Source organism: Paracoccus sp. (in: a-proteobacteria), assembly GCF_046289755.1.
Classification (GTDB): domain Bacteria; phylum Pseudomonadota; class Alphaproteobacteria; order Rhodobacterales; family Rhodobacteraceae; genus Paracoccus.
The window spans coordinates 33,983-58,738 of sequence record NZ_JBKBVD010000011.1 but is presented as its reverse complement, the minus strand read 5'-3'; the positions used below and the strand labels follow the sequence as shown (position 1 = coordinate 58,738).

The window sequence follows — 24,756 nt, the reverse complement described above, 5'->3', positions numbered from 1 at the left end:
TGCCCTTATTTCACCGCGCCGAAGGTCAGGCCGCGGACAAGTTGTTTCTGGCTGAACCAGCCAAGGATCAGGATCGGTGCGATGGCCATGGTCGAGGCGGCGCTGAGCTTGGCGTAAAACAGCCCCTCGGGCGACGAATAGCTGGCGATAAAGGCCGTCAGCGGCGCGGATTTCGCCGCCGTCAGGTTCAGCGTCCAGAACGCCTCGTTCCAGGCCAGAATGACGTTCAGAAGCAGGGTCGAGGCGATGCCCGGAATGGCCATCGGCGTCAGCACATACAGGATTTCCGACCGCAGCCCGGCCCCGTCCATCCGCGCGGCCTCCAGAATCTCGCCCGGAATTTCGCGGAAATAGGTATACAGCATCCAGACGATGATCGGCAGGTTGATCATGGTCAGCACGCCCACCAGCAGGATGCGCGTGTCCAGCAGGCCGGTGTCGCGGGCCAGCAGATAGATCGGCACCAGAACGCCCACGGCGGGCAGCATCTTGGTGGACAGCATCCACATCAGCACGTTCTTGGTCTGCTTGCCGGGCACGAAGGCCATCGCCCATGCGGCGGGAATGGCAATCGCCAGCCCGATCAGCGTCGAGCCAAGCGAGATCACGACCGAATTCCAGAAATGCCGGAAATAGTTCGAGCGTTCCTGAACAGCGGTGTAATTCTCCAGCGTCCAGTCAAAGTTGAACAGGCGCGGCGGCATGGCGATGGCCTGCGCCTCGGGTTTGAAGCTGGTCAGCACGGTCCACAGGATCGGAAAGAAGATCAGCAGACCGACGGTCCATGCGATCACCGTGGTGGCGGCCTTGCGGCGGGGTGTGACGGCGCGGGGCATGATGTCTCCTCCTTACGCGTCGAGGTTCTTGCCGATCATCCGCATCAGGAAGATCGCCACGATATTGGCCAGAATGATGGCGACGACGCCGCCTGCGGACCCCAGCCCCACGTCGAATTGCAGCAGCGACTGCATATAGACGAGGAAGGTCAGGTTGGTGCTGGCCGTGCCCGGACCGCCATTGGTGGTCACAAGGATTTCGGCAAAGATCGACAGCAGGAAGATCGTCTGGATCAGGATGACGACCGTGATCGCACGCGCCAGATGCGGCAGCGTCATGAACCAGAAGCGGCTGAAGGGCCCGGCGCCGTCCATCTCGGCGGCCTCCATCTGTTCGCTGTTCAGCGATTGCAGCGCGGTCAGCAGGATCAGCGCGGCAAAGGGCAGCCATTGCCACGCCACGATCCCGATGATCGAGGCCAGCGGCGCATGGGTCAGAAAATCAAAGGGCTGCAGCCCCAGAACGCGGGCCAGATAGGCGAATATGCCATTGACCGGGTTCATGAACATGTTCTTCCACACCAGCGCCGACACGGTGGGCATGACAAAGAACGGCGCCAGCACCAGCAGCCGCACGATCCCCTGCCCCCAGAACGGCTGATCCAGCAGCAGCGCCACCAGAATGCCGCCGATGGTGGTGATCGCCAGCACGCCGCCGACCAGCAACAGCGTATTCGTCAGCGCCGCCGTAAAGGCCGGATCGGTAAAGAAATAATGGTAATTCTCGAACCCCGCCCAGGCCTCGGTGCCGGGCATCAGCAGGTTATAGCGCAGGAACGAGAAATAGAGCGTCATCGACAGCGGCACGATCATCCAGCCCAGAAGCAGGATCACCGCGGGCGAGATCATCAGCCTTGCGGCCGTGCGAGAGGCCTTGGTGGACATGGGGTCACCTTTCCCGGAAAGGCCGCGCGCAGGGCGGGCCGGGCCATGGGTATGTCTGCAACGAAGAAGCGGCAGGCGCGCGCGCGGATCGGGCGCGCGCCCTTTGGCTTACTTGGGGTAACCGGCGCGGGTCATTTCGCGCGTGGTCAGAGCCTGTGCGTTCGACAGCGCCTGTTCGGCGTTGACCTGCCCGGCAAGGGCCGCTGCGAATTGCTGGCCCACCGCCGTGCCGATGCCCTGAAACTCGGGGATCGCCACGAACTGCACGCCGGTATAGGGGACCGGCTGGACCGTCGGTTCGTTCGGGTCGGCGGCGTTAATGCTGTCCAGTGTCATCTGCGCGAACGGCACCTGCTGGTATTCGGGATTGTCATACAGCGACTGGCGCGTGCCCGGCGGGACATTGGCCCAGCCCTCATTCGCGGCGACCAGTTCGGTGTATTCCCTTGACGTGGCCCATGCGACGAACTGCTTGGCGGCATCGACCTTCTGGCTGCCCGCCGGGATGCCAAGCGACCACGCCCACAGCCAGTTGCCGCGCTTGCCCAGACCGTTATCGGGCGCCAGCGCAAAGCCGACGCTGTCGGCCACGGTCGAATCGGCGGGGTTGGTCACGAAGCTGGCCGCGACTGTGGCGTCGATCCACATGCCGCATTTGCCCTGCTGGAACAGCGCCAGATTTTCGTTGAAGCCGTTATTGGCCGAACCGGGAGGGCCGTATTCCGTCAGCAGCATCAGATAGTCATCCAGCGTCGCGCGCCATTCCGGGCTGTCGAATTGCGGGGTCCATTCCTCATCGAACCAGCGCGCGCCATAGCTGTTGGCCATGGCCGACAGGAATGCCATATTCTCGCCCCAGCCCGCCTTGCCGCGCAGGCAGATGCCATAGACCTCGGCGTCGCGGTCGGTCATCGCGGCGGCGGCCTCTTTGATGAACTCCCATGTCGGGGCCTCGGGCATGTCCAGCCCCGCCGCAGTCATCAGATCGGTGCGATACATCACCATCGAGCTTTCGCCATAGAAGGGCGCGCCATACAGTTCGCCGTTCACGGTCAGGCCGTCGCGGATCGCGGGCAGCAGGTCGTCGGCTTCCCATTCGGGGGGCAGATCGTTCAGCGACACCAGCCAGTCCTGCGCGCCCCAGATCGGCACCTCATAGGTGCCGATGGTCATCACGTCATACTGGCCGCCGCGCGTCGCGATGTCGGTGGTGACGCGCTGGCGCAGGACGTTTTCCTCCAGCGTGACCCATTCCAGCGCGATGTTCGGATTTTTTTCGGTAAAGTCGGCGGCCAGCGCCTGCATGCGGATCATGTCGCCATTGTTCACTGTGGCAATGGTCAGCGTCACATTGTCCTGCGCGGTCGCAGCACTGCCGACAGCGCACAGGGCCGTGGCGCCCAGAAGGGCGCGGAATGTCGTCGTCATGGTATCCTCCCTTGGCGGTTGGGCATTTGCCCTTCCGATGGGCAATTATTCGCCACCAAGACGTGATCTGTCAACAGGGTTGTGCATCTGGCGCGAAGGATCCTGACAACTCTCTGAAATTCAACCATTTATACCAGAGACTTTGAGGTTCTCTGCGTTTCCGGCTGTAACGGACCGACCCCCTCATCCGGCCAATGCGGTATAGAGGCCCTTCTGTCCCAGCAGATCCGCATGGCCGCCGACCTCTGCGATGCGCCCCTGATCCATGACGACGATGCGGTCGGCGGTGCGGATCGTGCCAAGGCGGTGGGCGATCACCAGCGTCGTGCGGCCGACCGACAAAGCATCGAGGGCGGCCTGAATCTCGCGCTCGGTCTGGCTGTCCAGCGCGCTGGTCGCCTCGTCCAGAATCAGGATCGGCGGGTTTTTCAGAAACGCCCGCGCAATGGCCACGCGCTGCTTTTGCCCGCCCGACAGCATCACGCCGCGTTCGCCCACGATCGTGTCCAGCCCCTCGGGCAGCGACTGAACCAGCGAGGTCAGCTGCGCCCTGTCCGCCGCCTCAAGGATCTCGGCCTCGGAGGCACCGAGGCGGCCATAGGCGATGTTCTCGCGCAGCGAGCCGCCGAACAGGAACACGTCCTGACTGACCAGCCCGATCTGGCGGCGCAGGCTGGTCAGCGTCATCTGCGGCAGCGCCCGCCCGTCGATGGTGATGCGCCCCGCGGTCGGGTCGTAAAACCGCGGCAGCAGCGCCAGCAGGGTCGTCTTGCCTGCGCCCGAGGGGCCGACAAAGGCCACGGTTTCCCCGGCACGGATCGTCAGGTCGATGCCGCGCAGGATCGGGCGATCGGCGTCATAGGCAAAGCCCACCCCCTCGAACCGGATATCGCCACGCAGGGCAGGCGCCTCGATCGCGTCGGGGGCGTCGGCGATTTCAGGCTCGGTCGCCAGCAGCTCCTGATAACGGCGGAAACCGGCGATGCCGCGCGGATAGGTCTCGATCACGGCGGCGATCTTTTCCAGCGGCCGGTAGAAGACGCCGACCAGCAACAGAAAGCCGACAAACCCGCCGGTCGTCAGATCGCCCGACAGCACAAAGCCCGCGCCGGTGACCATCACGATCACCTGCACCAGCCGCAGCCCCATATATTGCAGCGCGCTGGAGGCGGCCATGACGCGATAGGCATCCAGCTTGGCCTGCCGGTAGCGGGCATTGTCGGCGGCAAACAGATGGCTTTCATGCGCCTCGTTGCCAAAGGCCTGCACGACGCGGACGCCGCCGAGCGTCTCCTCCAGCCGCACGTTGAAATCGCCCACGCGGGAATAGATCGCCCGCCAGGTCCGGGTCATCCGGCCGCCATAGACGATCACCAGCACCAGCATGGCGGGCACGATCAGCGCCACGATCACCGCCAGCTGCGGGTTGATCCAGTACATCAGCCCGAAGGCGCCGACAAAGGTCATGATGGCGATAAAGGCATCCTCGGGGCCGTGATGGGCAACCTCTCCGATCTCTTCCAGATCGCGGGTGACGCGGGCGACCAGCTTGCCGGTGCGGGCGCGGTCGAACCACCGCCAGGACAGGCGCGTCAGATGATCGAAGGCGCGGGCGCGCATCTCGGTCTCGATATTGATGCCCAGCTTGTGGCCCCAGTAGATGACCACCGACAGCAGCCCGGTATTGACCAGATACAGCGCCAGCAGCCCGCAGGCGGCGGCCAGTGTCAGCGACCAGTCCTCTTGCGGCAGCAACTGGTCGATGAAGGCGGTCACCGCCAGCGGAAAGGCCAGCTCCAGCAGCCCCGACAGCACCGCGCAGCCGAAATCCAGCCAGAACAGGCACATATGCGGGCGGTAATAAGAGAAAAAGGCGCGCATGGGTGGATCTTTCTCAGGAGGGGATGGCGACCGGCTGGCCGTTGTCGCGGGTCAGAACGTCCATCGGCAGGCCATAGATGTCCAGAAGGGTGTCGGGGCGCATCAGATCGGCGGGGCTGCCCTGCATCGCCAGCCGTCCGCCCTTCAGCGCCACGATGTGATCGCAGAAACGGGCGGCCATGTTGACCTCGTGCAGCACGATGACGGCGCTGCGGCCCTCGGCCCGGCACAGGCGGCGGACCAGCGCCAGCACCTCGACCTGATGGGCGACATCCAGCGCGCTGATGGGTTCGTCCAGCAGCAAGGTCGCCGCTTGCTGCGCGATCATCATCGCCAGCCAGACCCGCTGGCGTTCGCCGCCCGACAGCGTATCGACCAGCCGGTCGGCAAAGCCGTCGACGCCGCATTCGGACATGGCGCGGGCGACGATCGCGTGATCGCCGGGGCCAAAGCGACCCAGCGCGCCGTGCCACGGATACCGCCCCAGCGAGACCAGTTCGCGCACCGTCATCCCCTCGGCGGGGGGCAGCGACTGCGGCAGAAAGGCCAGCCGCCGGGCATGGGCGCGCGCGTGCCAGTCGGTCAGCGCGCGCCCCTCGAAGGTGATGTGCCCGTTCGCGGGGATCTGCCGCGCCAGCACCCGCAGCAGCGTCGACTTGCCCGATCCGTTATGCCCGATCAGGGCCGTCACCTGCCCCGCCGGAAGGTCCAGCGTGAGGGCGTCCAGCAGCCGGCGGCCCGGCACATCGACGGTCAGGTCGCAAAGGGTGAAAAGGGTCATCGCAGGGTCCGTGTCATCAGCCAGATCAGCCAGGGCGCGCCGATCAGCGTTGCGAAAAGGCCAAGGGGCAGTTCGTAGGGGAACCCCGCCATGCGTGCCCCGAAATCAGCCGCCAGCATCAGCCCCGCCCCGATCAGCGCGCTTCCGGTCAGGTGATCGGCGGGACGCGCCAGCCCGAGACGACGCGCCAGATGCGGCGCCATCAGGCCGACAAAGCTGAGCGGGCCGGTGACCAGCGTCGCGGCCCCGGTGGCCAGCCCGGCCAGCACGATCAGGCTCAGCCGCGCCAGCGTCAGGTTCATCCCGACGCCCGCCGCGATCTGCGACCCCAGCGGCAGCAGCGCAAGCCAGCGGCGCACCGCCAGCGCCGCCACCCAGACGACCGCCGCCAGCGCCGCCAGCGCCAATGCGCCTGTCAGCGAGACCGCCGCAGTCGCGCCACTCAGCCAGCTCAGGATTGCCCAGGATCGCGCATCCCCCACCGCCATCATCGCCGACAGCACCGCCGATGCCAGCGCCGAGACCGCGATCCCGGCCAGCAGGACGCGTTCCGCAGGCATCTCCCGGCGGGCCGTGAAAACGGTCAGCGTCAGCAGCGCGGCGGCGCCACCGGCCATCGTGCCCAGGGTCAGCATCAGCGGGGTCGGTGCGCTGACAAGAAAGGTCACGGCGGCAAATCCCAAGGCCGCGCCACCGGACACGCCCAGCACCTCGGGCGAGGCCAGCGGGTTGGCCGTCAGTCGCTGCAGGATCGCCCCCGCCAGCGCCAGCGCCGCCCCCGAGGCCGCCGCCGCGATCAGCCGGGGCAGGCGCATCGGCAGAAAGGCGGCAAAGCCGTCGCCGTCCAGCACCGCCCATCCCCCCGGCACGCGCCCGACCCACAGCAGGACCACGCCCGCCGCCAACAGCGCCATCGCCAGCGACCACAGCAAGGGGCCGGGATTGGCATGGCGGGGGCCGGGGCCCTCGGCGCGTTCGGTGCCCGGCGGGGTCGAGCCGCGCAGACGCGGCAGCAGCCAGATCAGCAGCGGCCCCCCGACAAGACCGGTCAGGGCGCCGGTCGGAAACATCTCGCCGCCCATGCCCGCGATGGCCAGCACCAGCCCGTCACAGACCGACAGGATCAGCGCGCCCACCACCGGCGACCACAGCAAAAGCGCGGGGATGCTTCGCGCGCCCAGACTGCGGGCCAGCGCCGGGGCGGCCAGCCCCACGAAGGCGACCAGCCCCAGCTCGGCCGAGACGCTGGCCGCGATGCAGACCGCCAGCACGACCGCGACCAGCCGCACCAGCGCCACGTTGAGGCCCAGACCCGCCGCGCCCTCGGACCCCAGCGACAGCACCCGCAGGGGCCGGGCCAGCGCCGCCGCCGCCGCCCCGCCCAATGCCAGCACAAGGGTCAGGTGGCGCACGCCGCTCCAGTCCTGCTGGACCAGCGAGCCGCCGTTCCAGATGACCAGCGACAGCAGATATTGCCCCTGCGCCAGCGTCACCGCCGTGGCCACCGCCGAGGCGGTCAGCCCGACCAGCATTCCGGCAATCACCATCGTGACGGGGGCAAAGGCCCGCGCCGCCCCGATCATCAGCACAAGGGCGGCGGCGGCCAGACCGCCCGCCATGGCGACCGGCCAGCGCCCGCCCTCCAGCAGGCCGGGGGCAAGGATCGTGGCCAGCACCAGCGCCAGTTGCGCCCCCGACGAGATGCCAAGCGTGGTCGGATCGGCCACCGGATTGCGCAGCACCACCTGCAGGATCGCGCCCGACAGCCCCAGCGCGGCACCCGCCAGCAGCGCGATCACCCCGCGCGGCATCAGCCCGAACCCCATGCGGATCTGGTCAAGGGACATGGCGGCGGGCCGCAGCGGCCAGCCGGGCCATGGCAGGTCGCGCGCCGCCAGAAGCCACAGCGCCAGGGCTGCCAGGGCCGCCAGCGGCAGCAGGGTGCGGGCGGCGGATGTCATCCCTGCGCCCCCTGCCCGGCCAGCGCATCCGCCAGCAGCCCCGCAAAGCGCAGGGCCGACGGCACGCCCCCGAAGGCGTTGAGATGCGGCAGCTGATGGACACGCCCGGCGGCCACCTGCGGCAGTGCCTGCCACAGGACGCTGCGCGACAGGCCGCGCAGTGCTTCGGGCGGGATCGGGCCGGTGATGACCAGACGGGCATCGGGCATGGCGGCCAGCCGCTCGATCGGGACAGGCGCCATGAAGCTGAAGGCGGTCTGGCCCGCCCAGGCATTCGACAGCCCGATCCGGTCCAGCGTGCTGCCGAACAGGCTGTCAAAGCCGAAGGCGCGCAGATGGCGTGCGTCACCGATGTCGATCAGCGCCACGGGCCGGTCGGCATAGGGGGCAAGACGCGCCGCCACGCGGTCCAGCGCCGCGCCCGCCTGCCAGACGGCGGCGCGACCTGCGCCCGGCTCGCCGATATGACCGGCCAGCGACACCAGCGCGGCCATCGCCCTGGGCAGGGGCGGCTCGCCCGGCAGATAGAAGGGCAGCGACAGCACCGGCGCGATCTGCGCAAACCGCGCCTCGTATCGCGTGTAATAGGGCGAACTGAGGATCAGCGAGGGTCGCATCAGCTGCAGCAGCTCGAAATTCGGGGCGCCGCGCAGGCCCAGATCGGTCACCCCCGGCGGGATGCGGGGCGTGACGACATCGGCACGAAAGCGGATCAGTTCGGCCGCAGCGACCGGCATATGCCCGATCGCCACGGCGGTTTCCAGCATCGCCCAGTCGATCGCCGCCAGCCTGTGGGGGCCCGGCGCGGCATGCCCGCCCCGCATCGAAAGACCCGCCGCAAGCATCGCGCCCGCGGCGGTCAGGACAGCACGTCGCGTGGGCCCGGCAGATGAGGGCCCGCAGCCTACCACGTGTAGGCCACTTTGGCCGCCAGCCTGCGCCCTTCGCCGTAATAGCAGCCGAACGAGCCGCAATTCGCCACATAAACCTCGTCGGTCACATTGGCGAGGTTCAGGGACGCCTCGACATTGCCCGTGGTATAGCTGGCGCCCAGATCCACAAGGGTCACGCCGTCCAGATCAAAGGTATTGGCGAAATCACCCTTGCGCGCGCCGATATGGCGCAGCCCGCCCCCGGCGCGGAAGCCGTTTCCGAAATCGCGGTCGCCCCAGAGGCTGGCGAGATGACGCGGCGCGTTGGGCATCTCCAGCCCGACCTCGGCGCCGCGCTGTTCGGTTTCGTTATAGGCATAGCTCGCCCGGATCTCCCAGCCCTCGGCGGGTTCGGCGGTCGCTTCCAGCTCAAGCCCGCGGGATTTCACCTCGCGGACCTGCCGGAGGATTCCGGCACCGACATTGCGGGTCAGGTTCTCTTGCGTCAGGTCATAGATCGCCGCCGTGAACAGGGCGTTGTAGGCGGCGGGCTGGTATTTCACCCCGACCTCCCACTGCGTGCCCGTTGTCGGCTTCAGCGTCTCGCCGGTGGTGTCGTCGATGCCGATCTCAGGATCGAACGAGGTCGAATAGCTGACATAGGGCATCACGCCGCTGGCCATGACATAGGACAGCCCCGCCCGGCCCGTCAGCGCGTTGTCCGACTGGTCGATGGCGCTGTCCCCGGCAAAGTTCGTGAACGTCGTGCCGGTCTGCTCGGTCCAGTCATAGCGCAGCGCCAGCGACCCGCGCCAGTTGCCCGCCGAAATCTCGTCCTGCGCATAAAGGCCGATCTGCTTTTGCGTCACATCGCTGATGCTGCTGTACCACGCAGGCAATGCGGGCTGCGCGCCATAGGTGGGCGCCCGCCAGTCCAGCGGCTGCGCCGTCAGGAAATAGGTCGTGGTTTTTGCATCGTACTGGCGGATATCCAGCCCGATCAGCACGTCATGGGTCACGATGCCCGTGTCGATCCGGTTCGACAGGCGCGTGTCGAGGTTCAGCCCCGAGGTGCTTTCCAGCTGCCGGTTCGCACCCCGTGTGACAAAGGCCCCGTCCGCTGTCAGGCCGTTGACGTAATGCCCGGTATATTCCCAGTCGAACGTCTCGGCGCGGAACCCCTGCGACAGGGTCCAGCCATTGTCCAGCTCGTGGCTGATCTCGACCCCGGCATTGGCCATCTTGCGGTCGCTGTCGTCAAAGGACGGCTCGCCGTAATAGGCCTCGCGCAGGTCTTTCCCGTCGCCGGTCCGGGTCAGCGCAAAGGGCACGCCCGGCGGCGAGATCGGGGCATCCCTGGTATAGGACGCGATCAGGTCGATCGTGGTCAGCGCATCGGGCGAATAGCGCAGGGCGGCGCCCAGATAGCCGCGCTGGTTGGTCAGCTCGCGGATCTGCGTCTTGCTGTCGCGCGCGATCCCCGTCAGGCGCCACGACAGCACATCAGACGGTGCGCGGTTGATGTCAAAGAACATCTGTCCGCTGTCATTGCCGTCATAGCCCAGCCCGGCTTCGCTGAAATCAGAGTTCTGGGCACGCTTCTGCACCTGATTGATGATCCCCGAGGGCGCCCCCGCCCCGTAAAGCGACGAGTTCGGGCCCTTGAGAACCTCGACCTGCTGGATCGCATAGGTCTCGAAGGCGGGCGCCCCCACCGCGCGCAACTGGCGCAGACCGTTGATGTATTGCGAACTGCGCGCCTCGAATCCCCGGATCGTCGGGCTGTCAAAGCGCGGGTCGCTGCCGAACGGCTCGCCCAGCACGCCGGCGGTATAGTTCAGCGTCTGCCCCAGCGACTGGGCGTTCTGATCCTGGATCTGCTGGCTGGTCACGACCGAGATCGACTGCTGCGTTTCCGCCAGCGGCGTGTCGGATTTGGTCGCGATCTGTCCGTAGCCCGCCACATAGCCATCCTGACGGGCCGAAATATCGGTCGTCGCGGTGATGGTGATTTCCTCCAGAAGGATCGGATTCTGCGCATCCTGAGACAGTGCGGCGGCGGAAGAAAGGGCAAGAATGCTGGCCCCGGTGAGGCAGACAGAGTGAAATGAGGGTGACATGAGGGCCTGCTGGTTGACGAGACACGCGGTATCTGACTAGTTTTGTCAGGTTCGTCAATCGCCCGGCTGGTCCCTGCGCCGGAAATTTTACCTCCCCGCCCGGACAGGACGCTTTGGGCACGGGCAAGCACAGGCTGATCCATGTCTCATCTGCGCAACTTCACCAGCACCGGCGTGATTGATCGCGCCTCGGGTGCGGCGGCCTCGGCCCTCAGGGCGCGCGCCGCTGCATGGGATATACCCATGGTCGAGACGCCCGAGGGGCTGAGCGTGCATCTGTGGGGGTGCGAGCTGCGGCTGACGCCACAGACCGACAGCCTGCGCATCGACCTGTTTGCCCCGGAACAGCGGCTGATCGGCAATCTGCGCGAAACCGCGACCGAGGTGTTTGCCGAGGTCGGCCTGCCCGTCCGATGGGAGCGCGTCGATGTCGGCGCGCTGGCGCCGGGGCTGTCGCTGATGCGCGTGGTCCGGGTCGCCCCGACGACGCCGGGCTTTCTGCGCGTCCGGCTGGCGGGTCCGGATGCGGCGCGCTTTGGCCGGGGCAGCCTGCATTTCCGGCTGTTGCTGCCACCACCGGGGCGCCCGGCGATCTGGCCACGGGTGGCGGAAAGCGGCCGGACGGTCTGGCCCGAGGGGGCCGATGCGTTGCACCGCCCGGTCTATACGGTCGCCGCGCACGGGGATGGCTGGCTGGATTTCGACATCTTCCGCCACGCCGACAGCCCGGCCTGCCTTTGGGCCGAGAGCAACCCGGCAGGCCAGCAGGTCGGCATTCTGGGACCGGGCGGCGGCTGGTGCCCCGAGGCGTCGCGGCTGTGGCTGTTCGGCGACGAAACCGCCATGCCCGCGATTGCCCGGATGCTGTCGCTGTTCAGGGGCGAGGTCCGCGCCGTGCTGCGCTGCGCCGCGCATGATCTGGGACCGCTGGCCGGTCGACCCGAGGTCAGCCGCTGTGACGACCTTGTGGCGGCGCTGGAGGCGTCAGGACCTTTCGACGACGGCTTTGTCTGGTTCGCGGCAAGCACCCGCGAGGCGCGCAGGGCAAGGGCCTGCCTGCTGGATCGCGGCCTGCCCAAAACCCGCTTCAGCGCGGCGGGATACTGGTCGGACGCGCAGGACTGAGGCGAGGTTCGCGGGTCGGGCCGACCGCTCTGGTCCGGTCGTGCAGACCCCGATGGAGAACATCGCCCGAGCGGGCATATCCTGATCGTCGACGCCGAAATGCCGGTCCGCCGGGTGCGGCGCGTGACCCTCGAACCGCGGCGGGCACCGGACCGCGGGGCCGATTGCGACGCAGCCGCGCTGGCGCAAGACGCGCAAGGGCGCGGCTGTCGGGAAACAGGGCGGTGTAGAATTCGGCGGCCTCTTCGGCCTGACCGTCAAACCACAGAAAGGTGCTGATCTTGTCCATCAGTTCGCTTGCCTGTGCCTGCACACGCAACGTGCCGCCCGCGCCATTGCGCGGCGTTTCGATGAGGCGCTGCGCCCTGTGGCCCTGAAAAGCGGGCAGTTTTCACTGCTCATCTCGCTGAACCGGCCCGAGCCGCCGACCATCGGGTCGGTCGCGGGGCTTCTGGCGATGGACCGCACCACGCTGACCGCAAATCTGAAGCCGCTGGAACGGCGCGGCCTGCTGACGGTGGCCCCCGATGCCGATGACCGACGCTCTCGTCGGCTGAGCCTGACCGGGGCGGGTCTGGCGCTGCTTGAGCAGGCAATCCCGATCTGGATCGCGACCCATGCCCGGATCGAACAACCGGTGACGGGCGACGTGGACGGCCTGCGGACGCAACTGAACATGCTGGCCGCAGGCGGGTGACGACACGACATCGACCCCAGACTTGCCCGAGCGCCGGTTTGTGTTATACTTAGCCAGATGACTAATCATTCGCCGGACCTTTCGCTGCTCTTTCACGCGCTGGCGGACCCGACCCGACGGGCGATCCTGTCCCGTCTGGCCCAGGGGCCCGCGCCGGTGACCGAACTGGCCCAGCCCACCGGGCTGCGCCTGCCAACCGTGATGCGGCATCTTTCGGTGCTGGAAGAGGCGGGGCTGATCGCCTCATCGAAGGACGGGCGCGTCCGCACCTGCGCCATCGTCCCCGAGGCGCTGGCCCCGATGCGGACATGGCTGGAAGAGCAGCGGGCCATCTGGGACTCCCGGCTGGACCGGCTGGGCGACTATGTGATGTCGCTGAAAAAGGAGCGCCGGGAATGACACCGCAACCTGAACTCGACCCCGAAACGGATCTCAGCTTTACCCGCACGCTGGCGGTGCCCCTGCAGCTGATCTGGGAGTGCTGGACCCGGCCCGAACACATTGTCCATTTCTTCATCCCCGCACCGCACAAGGTCACTGCGGCCGATATCGACCTGAAGGTCGGCGGGCGGTTCAACACGCAATTCGAGGTGAACGGCCATGTGATGGACAATCGCGGCGTCTATCTGGAGGTGGTGCCCGGCGAAAAGCTGGTCTTTACCGACGCCTATACCGAAGGCTGGAAACCTGCGCCGGACCCGTTCATGACCGCGATCCTGCTGTTCGCGGATGCCCCCGGCAATGGCACGACCTACCGGGCGATTGCACGCCATCGCAATCCCGACAGCCGCAAGGCGCACGAGGAGATGGGGTTCTTCGATGGCTGGGGCACGGTCACGACGCAACTGGAAACCTACGCTGCGGGCCTGCGGCGATGACCGGCCCCTTTGCAACGCTGACCTTCGACCGGCAGGTCAGCGCGCCTGTCGACACCCTGTGGCAGGTCTGGACCGCACCCGCCGCACGGGCGGTCTGGGCGACGCCCGCACCCTTGGTCGCGGTCACGTTCCTTGAGGCGGATACCCGCGTCGGCGGGCGTGAGGTCTCGCTCTGCACAATCGGCGATCAGCCCGGAATCCGCTGCGATTGCAACTGGCTTGACCTGCTGCCCCCGCGACGCAGCGTGACCTGCGAGGTGATCTCCTCCGGCGGTGTGACACAATCGGCGGCGCTGGTGACGGCGGATTTCGCCAGCGCAGGCGCGGGCAGCCGGATCACGGCGACCGTTCAGCTGTCGTCGCTGGCGGCGGATATGGAGGCGGACTACCGGCAGGGTTTTGGCGCCGGGCTGGACAGTCTGGCCGATGTGGCGGCGCGCACCATGGTGCTGCGGCGGGTGATCCACGCCCCGCGGCAGGTGGTCTGGGGGGCGTGGATGAACCCCGACACCCTGCCCCGATGGTGGGGACCCGAGGGGTTCAGCTGCCGCACAAGGCGGATCGACCTGCGGGCCGGGGGCGAATGGGTCTTTGACATGATCGCGCCGGATGGCACGGTCTTTCCGAACCACCATCAATACCGCGAGGTCCGGGCCGAAGACCGCATCAGCTATGCGCTGCTCTGGGGTGAGAACGGGCCAAAGCATGCCGATGCCTGGGCCCTGTTCGAGGAAACCGACAACGCGACGACGGTAACCCTAGGCATGGTCTTCAGTACGGCGACCGCCTTTCAGGAGGCCAGAAGCTTCGGCGCGGAGGAGCTGGGGATGCAGACTTTGGGCAAGCTGGCACGCTTTGTCGGCGCGGGCCCATAGCCACATCGCTCCCGGATGGACAGGCCTTGCCGCCAAAGCGCCGGTGGGGGGCTGCTGTGGACGGGCAAGGCCAAAGGGCGCGCCATCAGACCGCCCCGGTCACGACAACGCCCACGGGTCCATCCCGCATCCGGCCGGGTGCTGATGAACAGGGCAACATGGCACAGCCGGGGATACCGGATCGCGCCATCCGTGAACTGGTCCGGACCGGCGAAGACCGGGATGGGATCATTGTGACCGGCGTCGCAACCCAGTCGGCACTGGTCGTCCGGATGCGCGGCAGTCCCGGCGTTCCAGGCGGGAGGCAGAAGCCACCGGCAGGCTGCAAAGCGGGTGCCGCAGTCCGTCAGGCAGCCGATGCCCGGCCGTGACCTGACCTGACCTGACCTGACCTGACGGGGGTCTAGCCCTCCCAGGGCAGGCGGTCCATGATCATCGGCATGAACAGCTCTTCGCGGATGCGCGGGAGGGGCTGATGCCTGATCTCGACATAGCCGTCCTCGCCGTCCATCCGCCAGAGCAGGCCCGAGGAATTGTAATGCAGCACCTGACCGTCCCAGAGGCTGCGGGGGAACTCGGCCACGGGGGTATCGGGACTGGTCTGACCGCCCCGGCGCCCCTGGGGGGGGGCGCCGACGCGGCCCGGTTCCGCGTCGGAGGGCAGGCGGTCCAGCAGCAGCATGCGAAAGATCATCTCGGCCATGCCGTCCACCGCCTGATGCGGGTTCAGCATGTCGAACTGCCGGGTCGGGCTGCCGAAGGTGGCAATCTCGTCTGCCGGTGCAAAGCCTGTCACACCGGTCAGGTTGCGCATCGCCTCGGCCACCATCGCGCGTTCCGGGGCGGGCAGCGCGCGCAGTTCGGCCTGCACATCGGGCGGCAACGCGCCGCTGAGCATGTCGAGATTGCCGCGCATCATCGCGGCATAGGCGTCGTTGCCGACGACCTCGCCCGACTCCAGCCTCGTCCCGGCGGTGCGGATGACCATGTCGGCGCCGCTCAGCTCCTTGCCGGTCGGCTGGCCCTCGGCCTGACCGGGCAGCGGAGAGACATAGCGGCTGCGGGTGGTATCGTCACCGTCCCAGACCAGATCGACGCGGCAGGGATAGCGGGTGACGACGATCTCGGCCACCTTCACGGGGCGGTTCGCGGCGCCCGTGCGCAGGGTGATCGCATAGGTGCCGGGCCGGTCGGGGTCGAAACAGACCAGCGCGGGCACCAGGGGCGATGTCGGGTCGCCGGGTCGCTCGGGCACATCGCGGACGCTCAGCCGCCCCGCCTCGACCGCCCAGGACAGGCCCGCGACCGGCTGATTGGCGTGGATCGAGGCGATCCGGCCCGGCAGGATGCATTGCGGCGGGCCCAGCAGCAGCTCTTTGGCCTCCAGCCGCATCCTGACGTCCTGCGCCCGTGTCTCAAGGCGCGGCGGCCTGCTGAAATTGACCAGACGGGCCAGCCAGCGGTCGGGGGCGTCCCCCCCGGCATAGGCGCGGTGATAGGTCAGATCGGGCGCGACCTCGTCATTGACGATCAGGGTCAGATCCCCGGCGGTTCCGGCCTCAAGCAGCGACAGCCGCGCGATCGTCACGGTCTGGACGCCATCGCCGGGGGAAACGGCGGGGGCGGGGCCGGGCTGGATATCGGCCACCATGGCGGCGGCGGCATAGGCGGCCACGCGGGGGGGCCATTCATGGGCCAGCTGGCGCAGGCGCGGAAGATGCAGCGTCACCCTCTTGCCGCTGTGAAAGGCAAGGGCCAGCCGCCTTCTGCCCAAGGGGTCCGGGGCGACCGGCGTGCTGACCCGCACGAAATCGACGAACCTGTCGGCCAGACTGCTGCCCTGTGCCGCCATCAGCGCGCTGACATGCTTCAGCCCGTTATATCCGTCGTTCACATCGGGCTGATGCAGCGCGCGCAGAAAGGCCATGCGCCCGCCGGGACAGGCCGCGCCGAGATGGTCCAGAAACCGCCCAAGCCGGTAGGGATTCCCGCTTGCGCCCCCCGGCGAGATCAGCGGCCGGTCAAGCCCCAGACGATAGGGGATGATATGGGGCCGCTGCCAGGCGTTTTCGGGCTGCGCGACCCAGGCAAGCTCGGCGGCCATCGCGCCCCCCCTCGAACAGCCAGTCCGAACCGCGGCCTTTTGCATCCTCCATCAACTGGCCGTCCAGCGCGGCGACGGTGTTCTGGCTGACATCGGCATAGAGAAACCTGCTGCCGCCGCCGGCGTGCTGGATCAGGTGGAACATCTCGTGAACGATGGTATGGGTCAGGACCGACAGGGTCTTTTCGATGAAGGGCGTCCCGGCCGCAAAGGCCGCGTTGGTGATCTGGCGGTCCAGCCGGTCCAGCGTGATATACAGCGCGGGGCGGGGCAGAACCTTGAAACAGCCCAGGGCATGGGCCAGCCCGCAGGTCCGGGGATCAGGGTCGGGCACCAGATGGATCAGGCGCCGGGTGCCCCGCCCGGTCAGGTCGACGCGGGGAATGGGAAACCCGGCATTCCAATACCAGTCGCCGATCCGGTCGGCGGCCCCGGTCAGCATCGCGGCGATGCGGCTGTGATCGGGGCACGGCATGTCCGTGCAGGCGACCTTCCAGCGAGTGGTGTCGGCGGGCGTGTCGAACTGCGCCTGCGCCGCATGGGGCGCCAGCGCAACCGTTGCCGCCGCCAGCAGCCGGGCGAGGGGACCGGTCATGCTATCCCTCCCGGTCACAGGTGGCGGTGGCAACGCTGCGGCAGGGGCAAGCGCCGCCAGCAGCGCGGCACAGCCAAGCGACAGGCGCGTCATTCCTGCGGCTTTCCGGTCAGATCCCAGATCAGGTCGTCGATCTCTTCTGCGGTCAGTTCGCGGCCCAGGGGCAGTTCGGCCTCGGCGGGGAGGGGCTGGGGCGGGGCCAGTTCGTCGAGGGTGAAGGTCATCTCGTCGGGCACGACGCCGCCATCCGGCAGCAGCGCGGGGGCGGGCTGCGGCGCGGGGCCTGTCGCCGCGCCCTGATCCATCTCCAGCTGATCGCTGCCCGTCAGCCGCAGGCCCAGCAGACCCTGCGGCGCGGCATAGGTGACGGGCAGCGGGCAGTCGCCCGCCGCGCCCTCGCCCGCCGCGCCCTCGCCCGCCGCGCCCTCGCCCATCGTGCAGCGCGCAGGCCCGACGCGCAGGATCATCGCCTCGCAGGGGGCGGCGAAGGCCAGCGGCGCCAGCGTCGCGCCGCTGCCGCCAAAGCCGGTGATCTCCAGCGTCACCGGCGCGTCCGGGTTCAGCAGGCCTGGCACCGGGGTGCCGTCATCGTCGCGCACCGCCTCCAGCGGGGCGGAGAAGGTGAAGCGACCGCCATCGGGCATCGACAGGTCCGCGCCCATCATGCAGCCGCTGCCGAACTGGGTCCGGGCGCGCAGGCCGATGCGGATCGCTTCGGGGCGGTCGTCGATCCTTACCTGAATGCCGGTGGTCGCGCGCAGCCGCCCCGAGGCGTCGTGGACGCGCGCCTCATAGAGGCCGGGCGTCGCGGGGACCGGCAGCACCTGATCCTGCGCCCCCAGCAGCCAGCCGGCATCGGCCTGAAAAACCTCGGCACCGCCTGGGGCATGCAGGGTCACCTGCCCCTGAAACCCGTCCGGCGCCTCGAACGTGATCGGGAAAGATCCGCCCGACCCGGCCAGAATCCCGCCCCCTGCCGGTGCCAGCGTGACCGGCCCTTCGGGGCTGGTGTCGGGGCCGTCGGGCAGCGGCGTCAGGGTCGAGGCGATGAAGGCGGCGGCGATGCGGACCTCGTTGCCGGTGCCGCCCCAGAAGCAGACCGGCCCGGCGGCGCTGTCAAGGCAGGGGCCGTTTTCGGGGTTCCAGCCGTCGCGGCCCACCAGCATGATCAGATCGCCGCCATTGGTGAACTGCGCGCGGGGCGTGCCGTCCTCACGCCCGGCCTGACGGACCCACCAGCCCTGCGGCAGTTCGGCCACCAGCCCGGCCTGAGGCAGTTCGAACCGGCAGGCGGACTGGGCACAGGGCTGGTCGGCGGCCAGATCAGAGGGCGCCGGATCGCCCGGCCCGGCCTGACCTTCGGAGATGACCAGCGAGGGCGCGAGGGTTTGCGCCGCCACTGCCGTGCCGGGGGCGGCATCGAAGAACCAGCACAGCGGCCCCGCCCCGGTGCTGATGCAGGGACCGTTCGAGGCAAGCCATTGATGCGGGTTCAGCCGCAGCTCTTCGCCCGGCATGGGGCCGTGGAAAGACATCATCGGCAGATCGGTCGGCAGGTTGTCCCCGACCGCCGAAAAGAACAAGGGCTCGGTCATGCCCCAGCCCTGCGGCAGCAGGGCCGTCAGCCGTCCCTGCGTGACGCGGCATCCGGCGGCCTCGTCGCAGCGGGCCACGATCGGCACATCGGTTGGACGGCCTTGCGGCGCCGCGCCGTACAGTGCCGTCTGCATCGTGGTCAGGTCGGGCAAGGGCTGGCTGTCGGGCCAGAACACCACCGGTACCGAATTGGCGCCCGAGGTCATCGTGCCGGACCAGCCGTGATCGCCCAAGGGCCCCAGCGCGATGCGGAACGGCTCGGGCGACAGCTGGGTCTGGGTGAACTGCAGGAACAGATTTCCGTCCTCGTCCTCGGCCCGGTCCAGATCGCCCCCGGCGACCTGCGGACCGCCCACCGGACCGCCCATCGAACCGGACAGGGTGAAGCGGCCCGTAAACCCGTCCGCCCCCTGGGTCAGGGTGATGCGCATCATCCGGATCGGCCCCTCGGCCGCGCCCGCGGGCGCGTCATAGGGCGGGATGGCCAGGATCTGCCAGTCCCCCTCCAGCGGCAGGACCGAGCCGTGATCCTCGTGGCTGGCCGAGGTCAGGGGCAGCGTGAAATCATTGTCCTGACCGGGGAAGATGTCCAGATCGGCCGAGAATTCGGTCTCGCCCGGCGCGCGGGCGGTGACGCGCCAGCGGCCCGGCTCGAATGTGCCGGTGATGGTGGGGCCGGTGTCCATCGGTGCCCAGGCCTCGGGCGCCATATCGGGGTCCAGCGGCACCGCGTCCCATGTCACCGCGCTGTCCGGCACGCCCTCCGGCAGGCGGAAGGTGGCGGTGACGGCGGCGATCTGATCCTGCGCGGCGGCGCCCTGCGTGGCGGCGGTGGCCTGCGCCGCCAGATCGTCGCTGCGGGTCAGGTCGGCATCCACGAACGGGACCCCCACGCCGAAGCGGCGCGAGAACATCACCCCGGTCGCGCCGCTGTTCAGATAGCGCAGCTCGTATTCGCCCGGCACCTGCGGGGCGGTCAGGCCCATCGCGCCGCGGCTGTGCAGGGCGTTGTTCCAGTCATGGCGCTGATGTTCGTTCACCGGCTGATCGGGGTCGGCAATGACAACCCTTTCGCCCAGCTGTTCGGGCGCGCGGAAGGTCACGCGCAGGCGGCTGCCCGGTTCGACCGAACCGATCGGATCGAACCCCATGGCCGGGGCCACCACCTCGACCGGCTGGCGGGCGATGACGCCATGCGCGGCGGTGCGGATGATCAGGTCGTACATCCCCGGTTCGGCAGGCGCGGTGCGGTCAAGCGGGTTGCGCGGCGTCCCGTCCGGCTGGATGTTGATGGTGTTGAAACTGCCGGATGACGGCGCCCGATCCTCTCCCTGCGGCACAAAGCCCAGGTAGTCCGTCATGGCGGCCTCGCCGCGCCAGCTGATGGTGTAGGTGAACCCCGCCTCGGCCTTGTCGCCGATGTCGAAGGCGGCTTCGGGCGCGGGTTCCGGTGCGGGGTCGGGCGGCGGCGGCGCGGCGCTGACCTGTTGCAGCGCCCGCGCCAGTTCGGCGCCGGAATTGGTGTCGAACAGCATGCCGCCGGTCTGATCGGTGATGCAGGCGAGGGCATCGACCTCGGCACGGGTCAACCCGAAGCCCACGACATGGGCGCGGATGTCGATGCCCTCGGCCGCGAGGCTGGCGGCCAGCGCGCAGGGATCGCCCTCGCAGGTCTCCAGCCCGTCGGTGACCAGAATGATGTCGGCCGCCTCGGCGGTGGGCGGGATCTGGTCGCGGGCCAGTGCCAAGCTGTCGGTCAGGGGCGTCATGCCGCGCGGCATCAGCGCGCGCAACCGCGCCTCCAGATCACCGGGCGGCGTCTGGCCCATCGGCGCGATCACCTGAATATCGCCGCAATCGCCGCGCCGGTTGTGGCCATAGGCGATGACCGACAGGGGCTGGCCCTGATCGCGGCTGGCAAAGTAATCGCCCATCACGTCGCGGGCAACCTCGATGCGGGTCAGATCGCCCTCGACCCGGTTCCACATCGACCCCGAGGCGTCGAAGACGAGGACCGAGACGCGGTCGGCCATGGCAGGGGCGGCGGTGAGGGTGAGGGGCAGGGTCAGGGCGGCAAGGGCGGGACTCAGACGGGTCATGGCAGATCCTAACGTGACAGCGACAGGGCGCAGTTCAGGGTGGCAGGCGAATGGCTGTTCCCACGGCATGGCGCCCGGATGATGCGGGCGGGCTGTCCCGTCACGGTGCGGGCCTCGGGCGCGGTCAGCGCGGCCTTCGCGGCCCGTCCAAAGATCGGCGCCAGAACAAAACCCGACAGAAAAATCCCACATCCCCGATCCTTGCCGACATGAAGCTGTGCGAATCCTAGCGGCCCGGCGGGGTTGCGTCTTGGGCTGGCCGGAAGGGGTCCGGGCCAGACGGCAGGCGGGCGGCAGGCGGGTGGCGGGCGGGGTCAGTCTTGCCGGCGGCGGGGGTCGGCGAACAACGCCTCGGCCCGGGTGTCGCGCGGCGTCTGGCCGAACCTGCGCCGGTAGCTGTTGTTGAACCATGACAGATCGTCAAAGCCCGCCGCCCCCGCGATCTGGGCAATCGTGGTCACGGCGGCATCGGGGCTGCACAGGGCGGCATGCACGCGACGCAGCCGACGCTCCAGCACATAGGCGCGAAAGCTGGTCTGGTCGGCGGCGAACATCATCCGCAGATAGCGTTCAGAGATGCCGTGCCGCGCGGCGATGGCCCCCGGCGACAGATCGGGCTGGGACAGACAGGCCTCGATATCGTCCCGGATCACGCGCAGCCGCGCCGCCATCGTGCCCGCCAGCGGACCGGGATCGCCCTGACCAAAGGCCGACCGCGCCAGATCGTGCAGATGCCGCGCCGATTGTGCCGCCTGACCGGGCGACAGGCCGTCCAGCTCGGCCATGACAAGTTCACCATAGCGCAGAAACAGCCGCCATTGCGGCGTGATCTCGATCCGCTGGCGCAGCTTGTCGTTCACCCCGCGCAGACCCGCGACCAGACTGCGCGGCAACGAGATGTAAAATGCCTCGTTCCCTGTGTCCAGAAAGCTGGCATTGCCGTCCAGTTCGTTGGGGTCGATATAGATCTGGCCGGGCGTGCAGATCACCTCGGCCGCGCCGCGCTGGTGCATCCGGAAGGCGCCGCTGCGCGGGGCGTGGATCATCACATTGTCCGACCCGGCCGCCGCCAGTTCAGCCGTGCGCCGGACCTGACAGGGCGAATGCATGCTGCGCCCCAGAATCGCCCCCGGAACCAGACCGATCGCCGTCTCAGAGCGAAAGCCCGCCACATCATCGGGCGTAATCTCCAGCTGGCACATCATCGCAACCGCGTCCTGAAACGCGCCGACGCGGACCTGCGTGTCCAGACATGAGGCCGAGAGGGTGTGAAGCGCCATGACCTGAGAGGATAGGCAAGACCGCGCCGATCTGTCCAGCCATCCCGGCACGCGCCGCATGCCCGTCAGGCATCCGGGCAAGCCCGCCCCGTTTCCCGCCATACCGTCGCGATCGGTCTTGATGTCGGCACTCGCCGCGCGTCTTTGCGACGGCCCCCGGTCCTGTCAGGTTCAGCCACAGGTCCAACGCCATGGCCCGCGATGCCATCATGCGGTCAAAGCGGACAGGGTTCACGGATGAAACCGTGACAACGCTCCGGGATCTTCAGGGTACGCCCTGTCAGATCGGACATGATGGATATGGTCCGGGTGATCAGGGGCCGGAGGGACCGTCGTCGCCCGTCATGCCCGCGCGAAAGACCTTGGTGAATTCCTCGCAGAACGCGTCCGTCACGCGGCGGCGGGGCTGGCTGGCGATCTCCAGCACCGCAAGGTCCAGCCCGATCGGCCGGGACAGGGGCAGCTGGCGCATGTCGGGCGCCATCGCCTGCGCCGTCAGCCGGTCGGTGATCGTGCACAGCCCCGCCGCGCGGGCGAGGGCGACCGCAAAGATGATGTTCAGCGCCTGAATGTGACGCCCCGGCGCAATGCCGCGCCGGTCCATCTCGGCCAGGATCAGCCTGCCCATCGGCCCGCGCGGGTTGTGCATGACGCACCCCCCCTCGGCCAGCCACGCCAGATCAAAGGCCGCCTCGCGGGCGCGGGGATGGCCGCGCGGCAGCACGGCGACCAGTGGCATCTTGCCCATCACGGTCTGGCGCAGATCGGGCCGGTTGGCCTGCGCGCCGCCCACCGCAAGGTCGATCGAGCCGTCGCGCAGCGCCGCAAGCTGCACCTTCTGGCGCCCGCCATCCACGACGATCTCCAGATCCGGAAAGCGGGCGTAAAGCGCGCCGATGGCCGGGGGCAGCAGCGTCATGGCCAGCACCGTCGAGGCCATCAGCCGCAGCGATTCCTGCTGTCCGCGCCGGATGGAATCGACCGAACCTTCCAGCAGGTTCAGCCGCTCGAACAGCCCGCCGCTTTCGGCGTAAAGGCGCTGCGCCTCCCATGTGGGTTCCAGCCGCCCGCCGATGGTGTGAAACAGCGCAAAGCGCAGTTCGTCTTCCAGAATGGCGATATGGCGGCTGATCGTGGGCTGCGACAGGCGCATCTGGCGCGCGGCGGCGCTGATGCTCATCATCTCAAAGACGGTCCGGAAGATCTGCAGGCGGTGAAGATTGAGACCGTTCACTGTTTTCAGATGCCTTGAAATTGATCATTCCGCCCGAAATCGCATCAGCAGGCCGCAAAACCTGCATGCGGGTCAAGGCATGACACCGCGCGTCGGAAACGGATTCATCGTTCTGATACAACACAACCCATAGCAACAACGCATACATGCTGCAAATTAATTCGTATTGCGTATGGGTCATGCCTTTCGTTGGGTCGCCGGAAAGGAGACGCTGCGATGCCCATTCTGCCCTTTCTGTTCCTGATCGCCACGCTGATGTCGGGCTCTGCCATCGCGTATTTCGTGGGCGGCGCCACGATCATCGGCTTTTTCAGTCTGGACCAGACGCGCTATCTGGCGGCCCTGCCGCAGCGCGCAATGAGCCAGCTGGACATGTTCGCCTTTCTGGCCATGCCGCTGTTCATCCTGACCGGAGAGCTGATGAACCGGGGCGGCGTGACCGAGGCGCTGATCCGCTTTTCGCTGTCGATGCTGGGCCGGTTCAAGGGCGGCATGGGGCATGTCAACATCATGACCTCGGTGTTCTTCGCGGGCATCTCGGGCTCGGCCACGGCGGATGCGGCGGCGCTTGGCAACACGCTGGTCCCGGAAATGGAGCGGCAGGGATACAGCCGTGATTATGCGGCGGCGGTGACGGCGGCGTCCTCGATCATCGGGCCGATCATCCCGCCCTCGATCATCCTGATCTTTTACGGGGCGCTGATGAACACCTCGGTCGTGGCGCTGTTCGCGGCGGGCGTGGCGCCGGGGCTGTTGCTGGCGGCGGTTCTGATGGTCGTCAATGCCATCATGGCGCATCGCCATGACCATCCGGGCGGCAAGGGGTCCGACATTCCGCCCTTCTGGGCCTCGCTGGTCACCGCGCTGCCCGCGCTGGCGCTGCCGGTGATCATCCTGTCGGGCATCCTGTTCGGCTTCATGACCCCGGCCGAGGCGGCCGCCGTCGCCTCCATCGCCGCACTGGGCGTGGGGCTGTTCTATGGCCGCCTGACCCGGCGCGACGTGATCGAATCGCTGAACCGGACGGTCATGCTGTCGGGCGCGGTCTTTGTCATTCTGGTGGCGGTGGCGACCTTTGGCTACCTCACCTCGGTCGAGCAGCTGCCGCGCAAGCTGGGCGCGCTGATCGGTGATCTGGGCCTTGGGCCGATGGGCTATATGGTCGTGCTGAACCTGATCTTTCTGGCCGCCGGGATGATCATGGACGTCAAGGCCGCCGTGGCGCTGCTGGGCCCGCTGCTGATCCCGCCCGCGATCGTGCTGGGGGTGGACCCGGTGCATATGGGCATCCTGATCGGCTTCAACCTGACCGTGGGCCTGCTGACCCCGCCGCTGGGGGGTGTGCTGCTGATCCTCTCGACCGTGGTGGGGATCGGCTACTGGCGGCTGGTCCGCGCGGTCCTGCCCTTTCTGGTGGTCGAGCTGATCCTGCTGGGCGTGCTGATCTATGTGCCCGCGATCTCGCTGACGCTGCCCCGCTATCTTGGACTGATGAACTGAACACCCAAT

At 68.1% G+C, this 24,756-nt stretch carries 21 protein-coding genes; 6 read left to right on the top strand and 15 right to left on the bottom strand.

The window, feature by feature from the left end; all coding sequences use genetic code 11:
- Window positions 1-5: 5 nt before the first annotated feature.
- The 8 genes from ACK41U_RS06095 to ACK41U_RS06060 all read right to left on the bottom strand — a co-directional run bounded on the left by ACK41U_RS06095 (window position 6) and on the right by ACK41U_RS06060 (window position 10,764).
- Complete coding sequence (locus tag ACK41U_RS06095; RefSeq protein ID WP_409677290.1) at window positions 6-836, bottom strand: carbohydrate ABC transporter permease; 831 nt, start codon at window positions 834-836, stop codon at window positions 6-8.
- A gap of 12 nt (window positions 837-848) precedes the next feature.
- Window positions 849-1,721, bottom strand: a complete 873-nt coding sequence (locus ACK41U_RS06090; RefSeq protein WP_409677288.1) for a carbohydrate ABC transporter permease — start codon at window positions 1,719-1,721, stop codon at window positions 849-851.
- A gap of 108 nt (window positions 1,722-1,829) precedes the next feature.
- A complete protein-coding gene (locus ACK41U_RS06085) occupies window positions 1,830-3,149 on the bottom strand; it encodes an ABC transporter substrate-binding protein (protein ID WP_409677285.1) in 1,320 nt (439 codons plus the stop codon).
- Between the two features lie 183 nt (window positions 3,150-3,332).
- The gene (locus tag ACK41U_RS06080) at window positions 3,333-5,030 is read right to left on the bottom strand and encodes an ABC transporter ATP-binding protein (protein ID WP_409677283.1); all 1,698 of its coding nucleotides are present in this window, start codon (window positions 5,028-5,030) and stop codon (window positions 3,333-3,335) included.
- 13 nt (window positions 5,031-5,043) lie between these two features.
- On the bottom strand, window positions 5,044-5,811 hold the full coding sequence (locus ACK41U_RS06075; protein WP_409677281.1) for an ABC transporter ATP-binding protein: 768 nt from the start codon (window positions 5,809-5,811) through the stop codon (window positions 5,044-5,046).
- Window positions 5,808-7,772: a Fe(3+)-hydroxamate ABC transporter permease FhuB gene (gene fhuB / locus ACK41U_RS06070; RefSeq protein WP_409677279.1), complete on the bottom strand. Its 1,965-nt coding sequence runs from the start codon at window positions 7,770-7,772 to the stop codon at window positions 5,808-5,810. Before fhuB ends, ACK41U_RS06075 begins: the two co-directional genes overlap by 4 nt.
- Window positions 7,769-8,683 carry an ABC transporter substrate-binding protein gene (locus tag ACK41U_RS06065; protein WP_409677277.1) on the bottom strand — a complete coding sequence of 305 codons (915 nt, stop codon included), beginning with the start codon at window positions 8,681-8,683 and terminating at the stop codon, window positions 7,769-7,771. The genes fhuB and ACK41U_RS06065 overlap by 4 nt, the downstream gene beginning before the upstream one ends.
- Window positions 8,677-10,764, bottom strand: coding sequence for a TonB-dependent siderophore receptor (locus tag ACK41U_RS06060; protein WP_409677275.1), 2,088 nt, complete (start codon window positions 10,762-10,764; stop codon window positions 8,677-8,679). Before ACK41U_RS06060 ends, ACK41U_RS06065 begins: the two co-directional genes overlap by 7 nt.
- A 141-nt stretch (window positions 10,765-10,905) precedes the next feature.
- On the opposite strand from ACK41U_RS06060, the gene ACK41U_RS06055 reads away from it, so the two are divergent.
- A complete protein-coding gene (locus tag ACK41U_RS06055; protein ID WP_409677273.1) occupies window positions 10,906-11,889 on the top strand; it encodes a siderophore-interacting protein in 984 nt (327 codons plus the stop codon).
- Here ACK41U_RS06055 and ACK41U_RS06050 read toward each other — a convergent pair.
- The gene (locus ACK41U_RS06050) at window positions 11,852-12,178 is read right to left on the bottom strand and encodes a VOC family protein (protein WP_409677271.1); all 327 of its coding nucleotides are present in this window, start codon (window positions 12,176-12,178) and stop codon (window positions 11,852-11,854) included. The genes ACK41U_RS06055 and ACK41U_RS06050 overlap by 38 nt on opposite strands.
- On the opposite strand from ACK41U_RS06050, the gene ACK41U_RS06045 reads away from it, so the two are divergent.
- Genes ACK41U_RS06045 through ACK41U_RS06030 form a run of 4 tightly spaced genes read left to right on the top strand, consistent with a single transcriptional unit; the run spans window position 12,140 to window position 14,339 of the window.
- Window positions 12,140-12,586, top strand: a complete 447-nt coding sequence (locus ACK41U_RS06045) for a MarR family winged helix-turn-helix transcriptional regulator (RefSeq protein ID WP_409677366.1) — start codon at window positions 12,140-12,142, stop codon at window positions 12,584-12,586. The two genes, ACK41U_RS06050 and ACK41U_RS06045, sit on opposite strands and share 39 nt — an antisense overlap.
- Window positions 12,587-12,643: 57 nt before the next feature.
- A complete protein-coding gene (locus tag ACK41U_RS06040) occupies window positions 12,644-12,985 on the top strand; it encodes an ArsR/SmtB family transcription factor (protein ID WP_409677269.1) in 342 nt (113 codons plus the stop codon).
- Window positions 12,982-13,464 (top strand): SRPBCC family protein, encoded by a 483-nt coding sequence (locus tag ACK41U_RS06035; RefSeq protein ID WP_409677267.1) that lies wholly within the window; start codon window positions 12,982-12,984, stop codon window positions 13,462-13,464. Before ACK41U_RS06040 ends, ACK41U_RS06035 begins: the two co-directional genes overlap by 4 nt.
- Window positions 13,461-14,339: an SRPBCC domain-containing protein gene (locus ACK41U_RS06030; RefSeq protein ID WP_409677265.1), complete on the top strand. Its 879-nt coding sequence runs from the start codon at window positions 13,461-13,463 to the stop codon at window positions 14,337-14,339. Before ACK41U_RS06035 ends, ACK41U_RS06030 begins: the two co-directional genes overlap by 4 nt.
- A 403-nt stretch (window positions 14,340-14,742) precedes the next feature.
- Here ACK41U_RS06030 and ACK41U_RS06025 read toward each other — a convergent pair whose 3' ends face one another.
- From ACK41U_RS06025 to ACK41U_RS06000, 6 genes are all read right to left on the bottom strand, one after another.
- Complete coding sequence (locus tag ACK41U_RS06025) at window positions 14,743-16,443, bottom strand: hypothetical protein (protein ID WP_409677264.1); 1,701 nt, start codon at window positions 16,441-16,443, stop codon at window positions 14,743-14,745.
- Window positions 16,361-17,038 (bottom strand): hypothetical protein, encoded by a 678-nt coding sequence (locus ACK41U_RS06020; protein WP_409677262.1) that lies wholly within the window; start codon window positions 17,036-17,038, stop codon window positions 16,361-16,363. Before ACK41U_RS06020 ends, ACK41U_RS06025 begins: the two co-directional genes overlap by 83 nt.
- Before the next feature lie 89 nt (window positions 17,039-17,127).
- Entirely contained in the window at window positions 17,128-20,733 is a 3,606-nt protein-coding gene (locus ACK41U_RS06015) for a vWA domain-containing protein (RefSeq protein ID WP_409677260.1), read from the bottom strand.
- A gap of 314 nt (window positions 20,734-21,047) precedes the next feature.
- Window positions 21,048-22,013, bottom strand: a complete 966-nt coding sequence (locus ACK41U_RS06010) for a helix-turn-helix transcriptional regulator (RefSeq protein WP_409677259.1) — start codon at window positions 22,011-22,013, stop codon at window positions 21,048-21,050.
- Window positions 22,014-22,326: 313 nt separating this feature from the next.
- Window positions 22,327-23,196 (bottom strand): LysR family transcriptional regulator, encoded by an 870-nt coding sequence (locus ACK41U_RS06005; protein WP_409677257.1) that lies wholly within the window; start codon window positions 23,194-23,196, stop codon window positions 22,327-22,329.
- 1 nt (window position 23,197) lies between these two features.
- Entirely contained in the window at window positions 23,198-23,428 is a 231-nt protein-coding gene (locus ACK41U_RS06000; protein WP_409677255.1) for a hypothetical protein, read from the bottom strand.
- A gap of 35 nt (window positions 23,429-23,463) precedes the next feature.
- Between ACK41U_RS06000 and ACK41U_RS05995 the strand changes: the two genes are divergently transcribed.
- Entirely contained in the window at window positions 23,464-24,747 is a 1,284-nt protein-coding gene (locus tag ACK41U_RS05995; RefSeq protein WP_409677253.1) for a TRAP transporter large permease, read from the top strand.
- Window positions 24,748-24,756 lie beyond the last annotated feature (9 nt).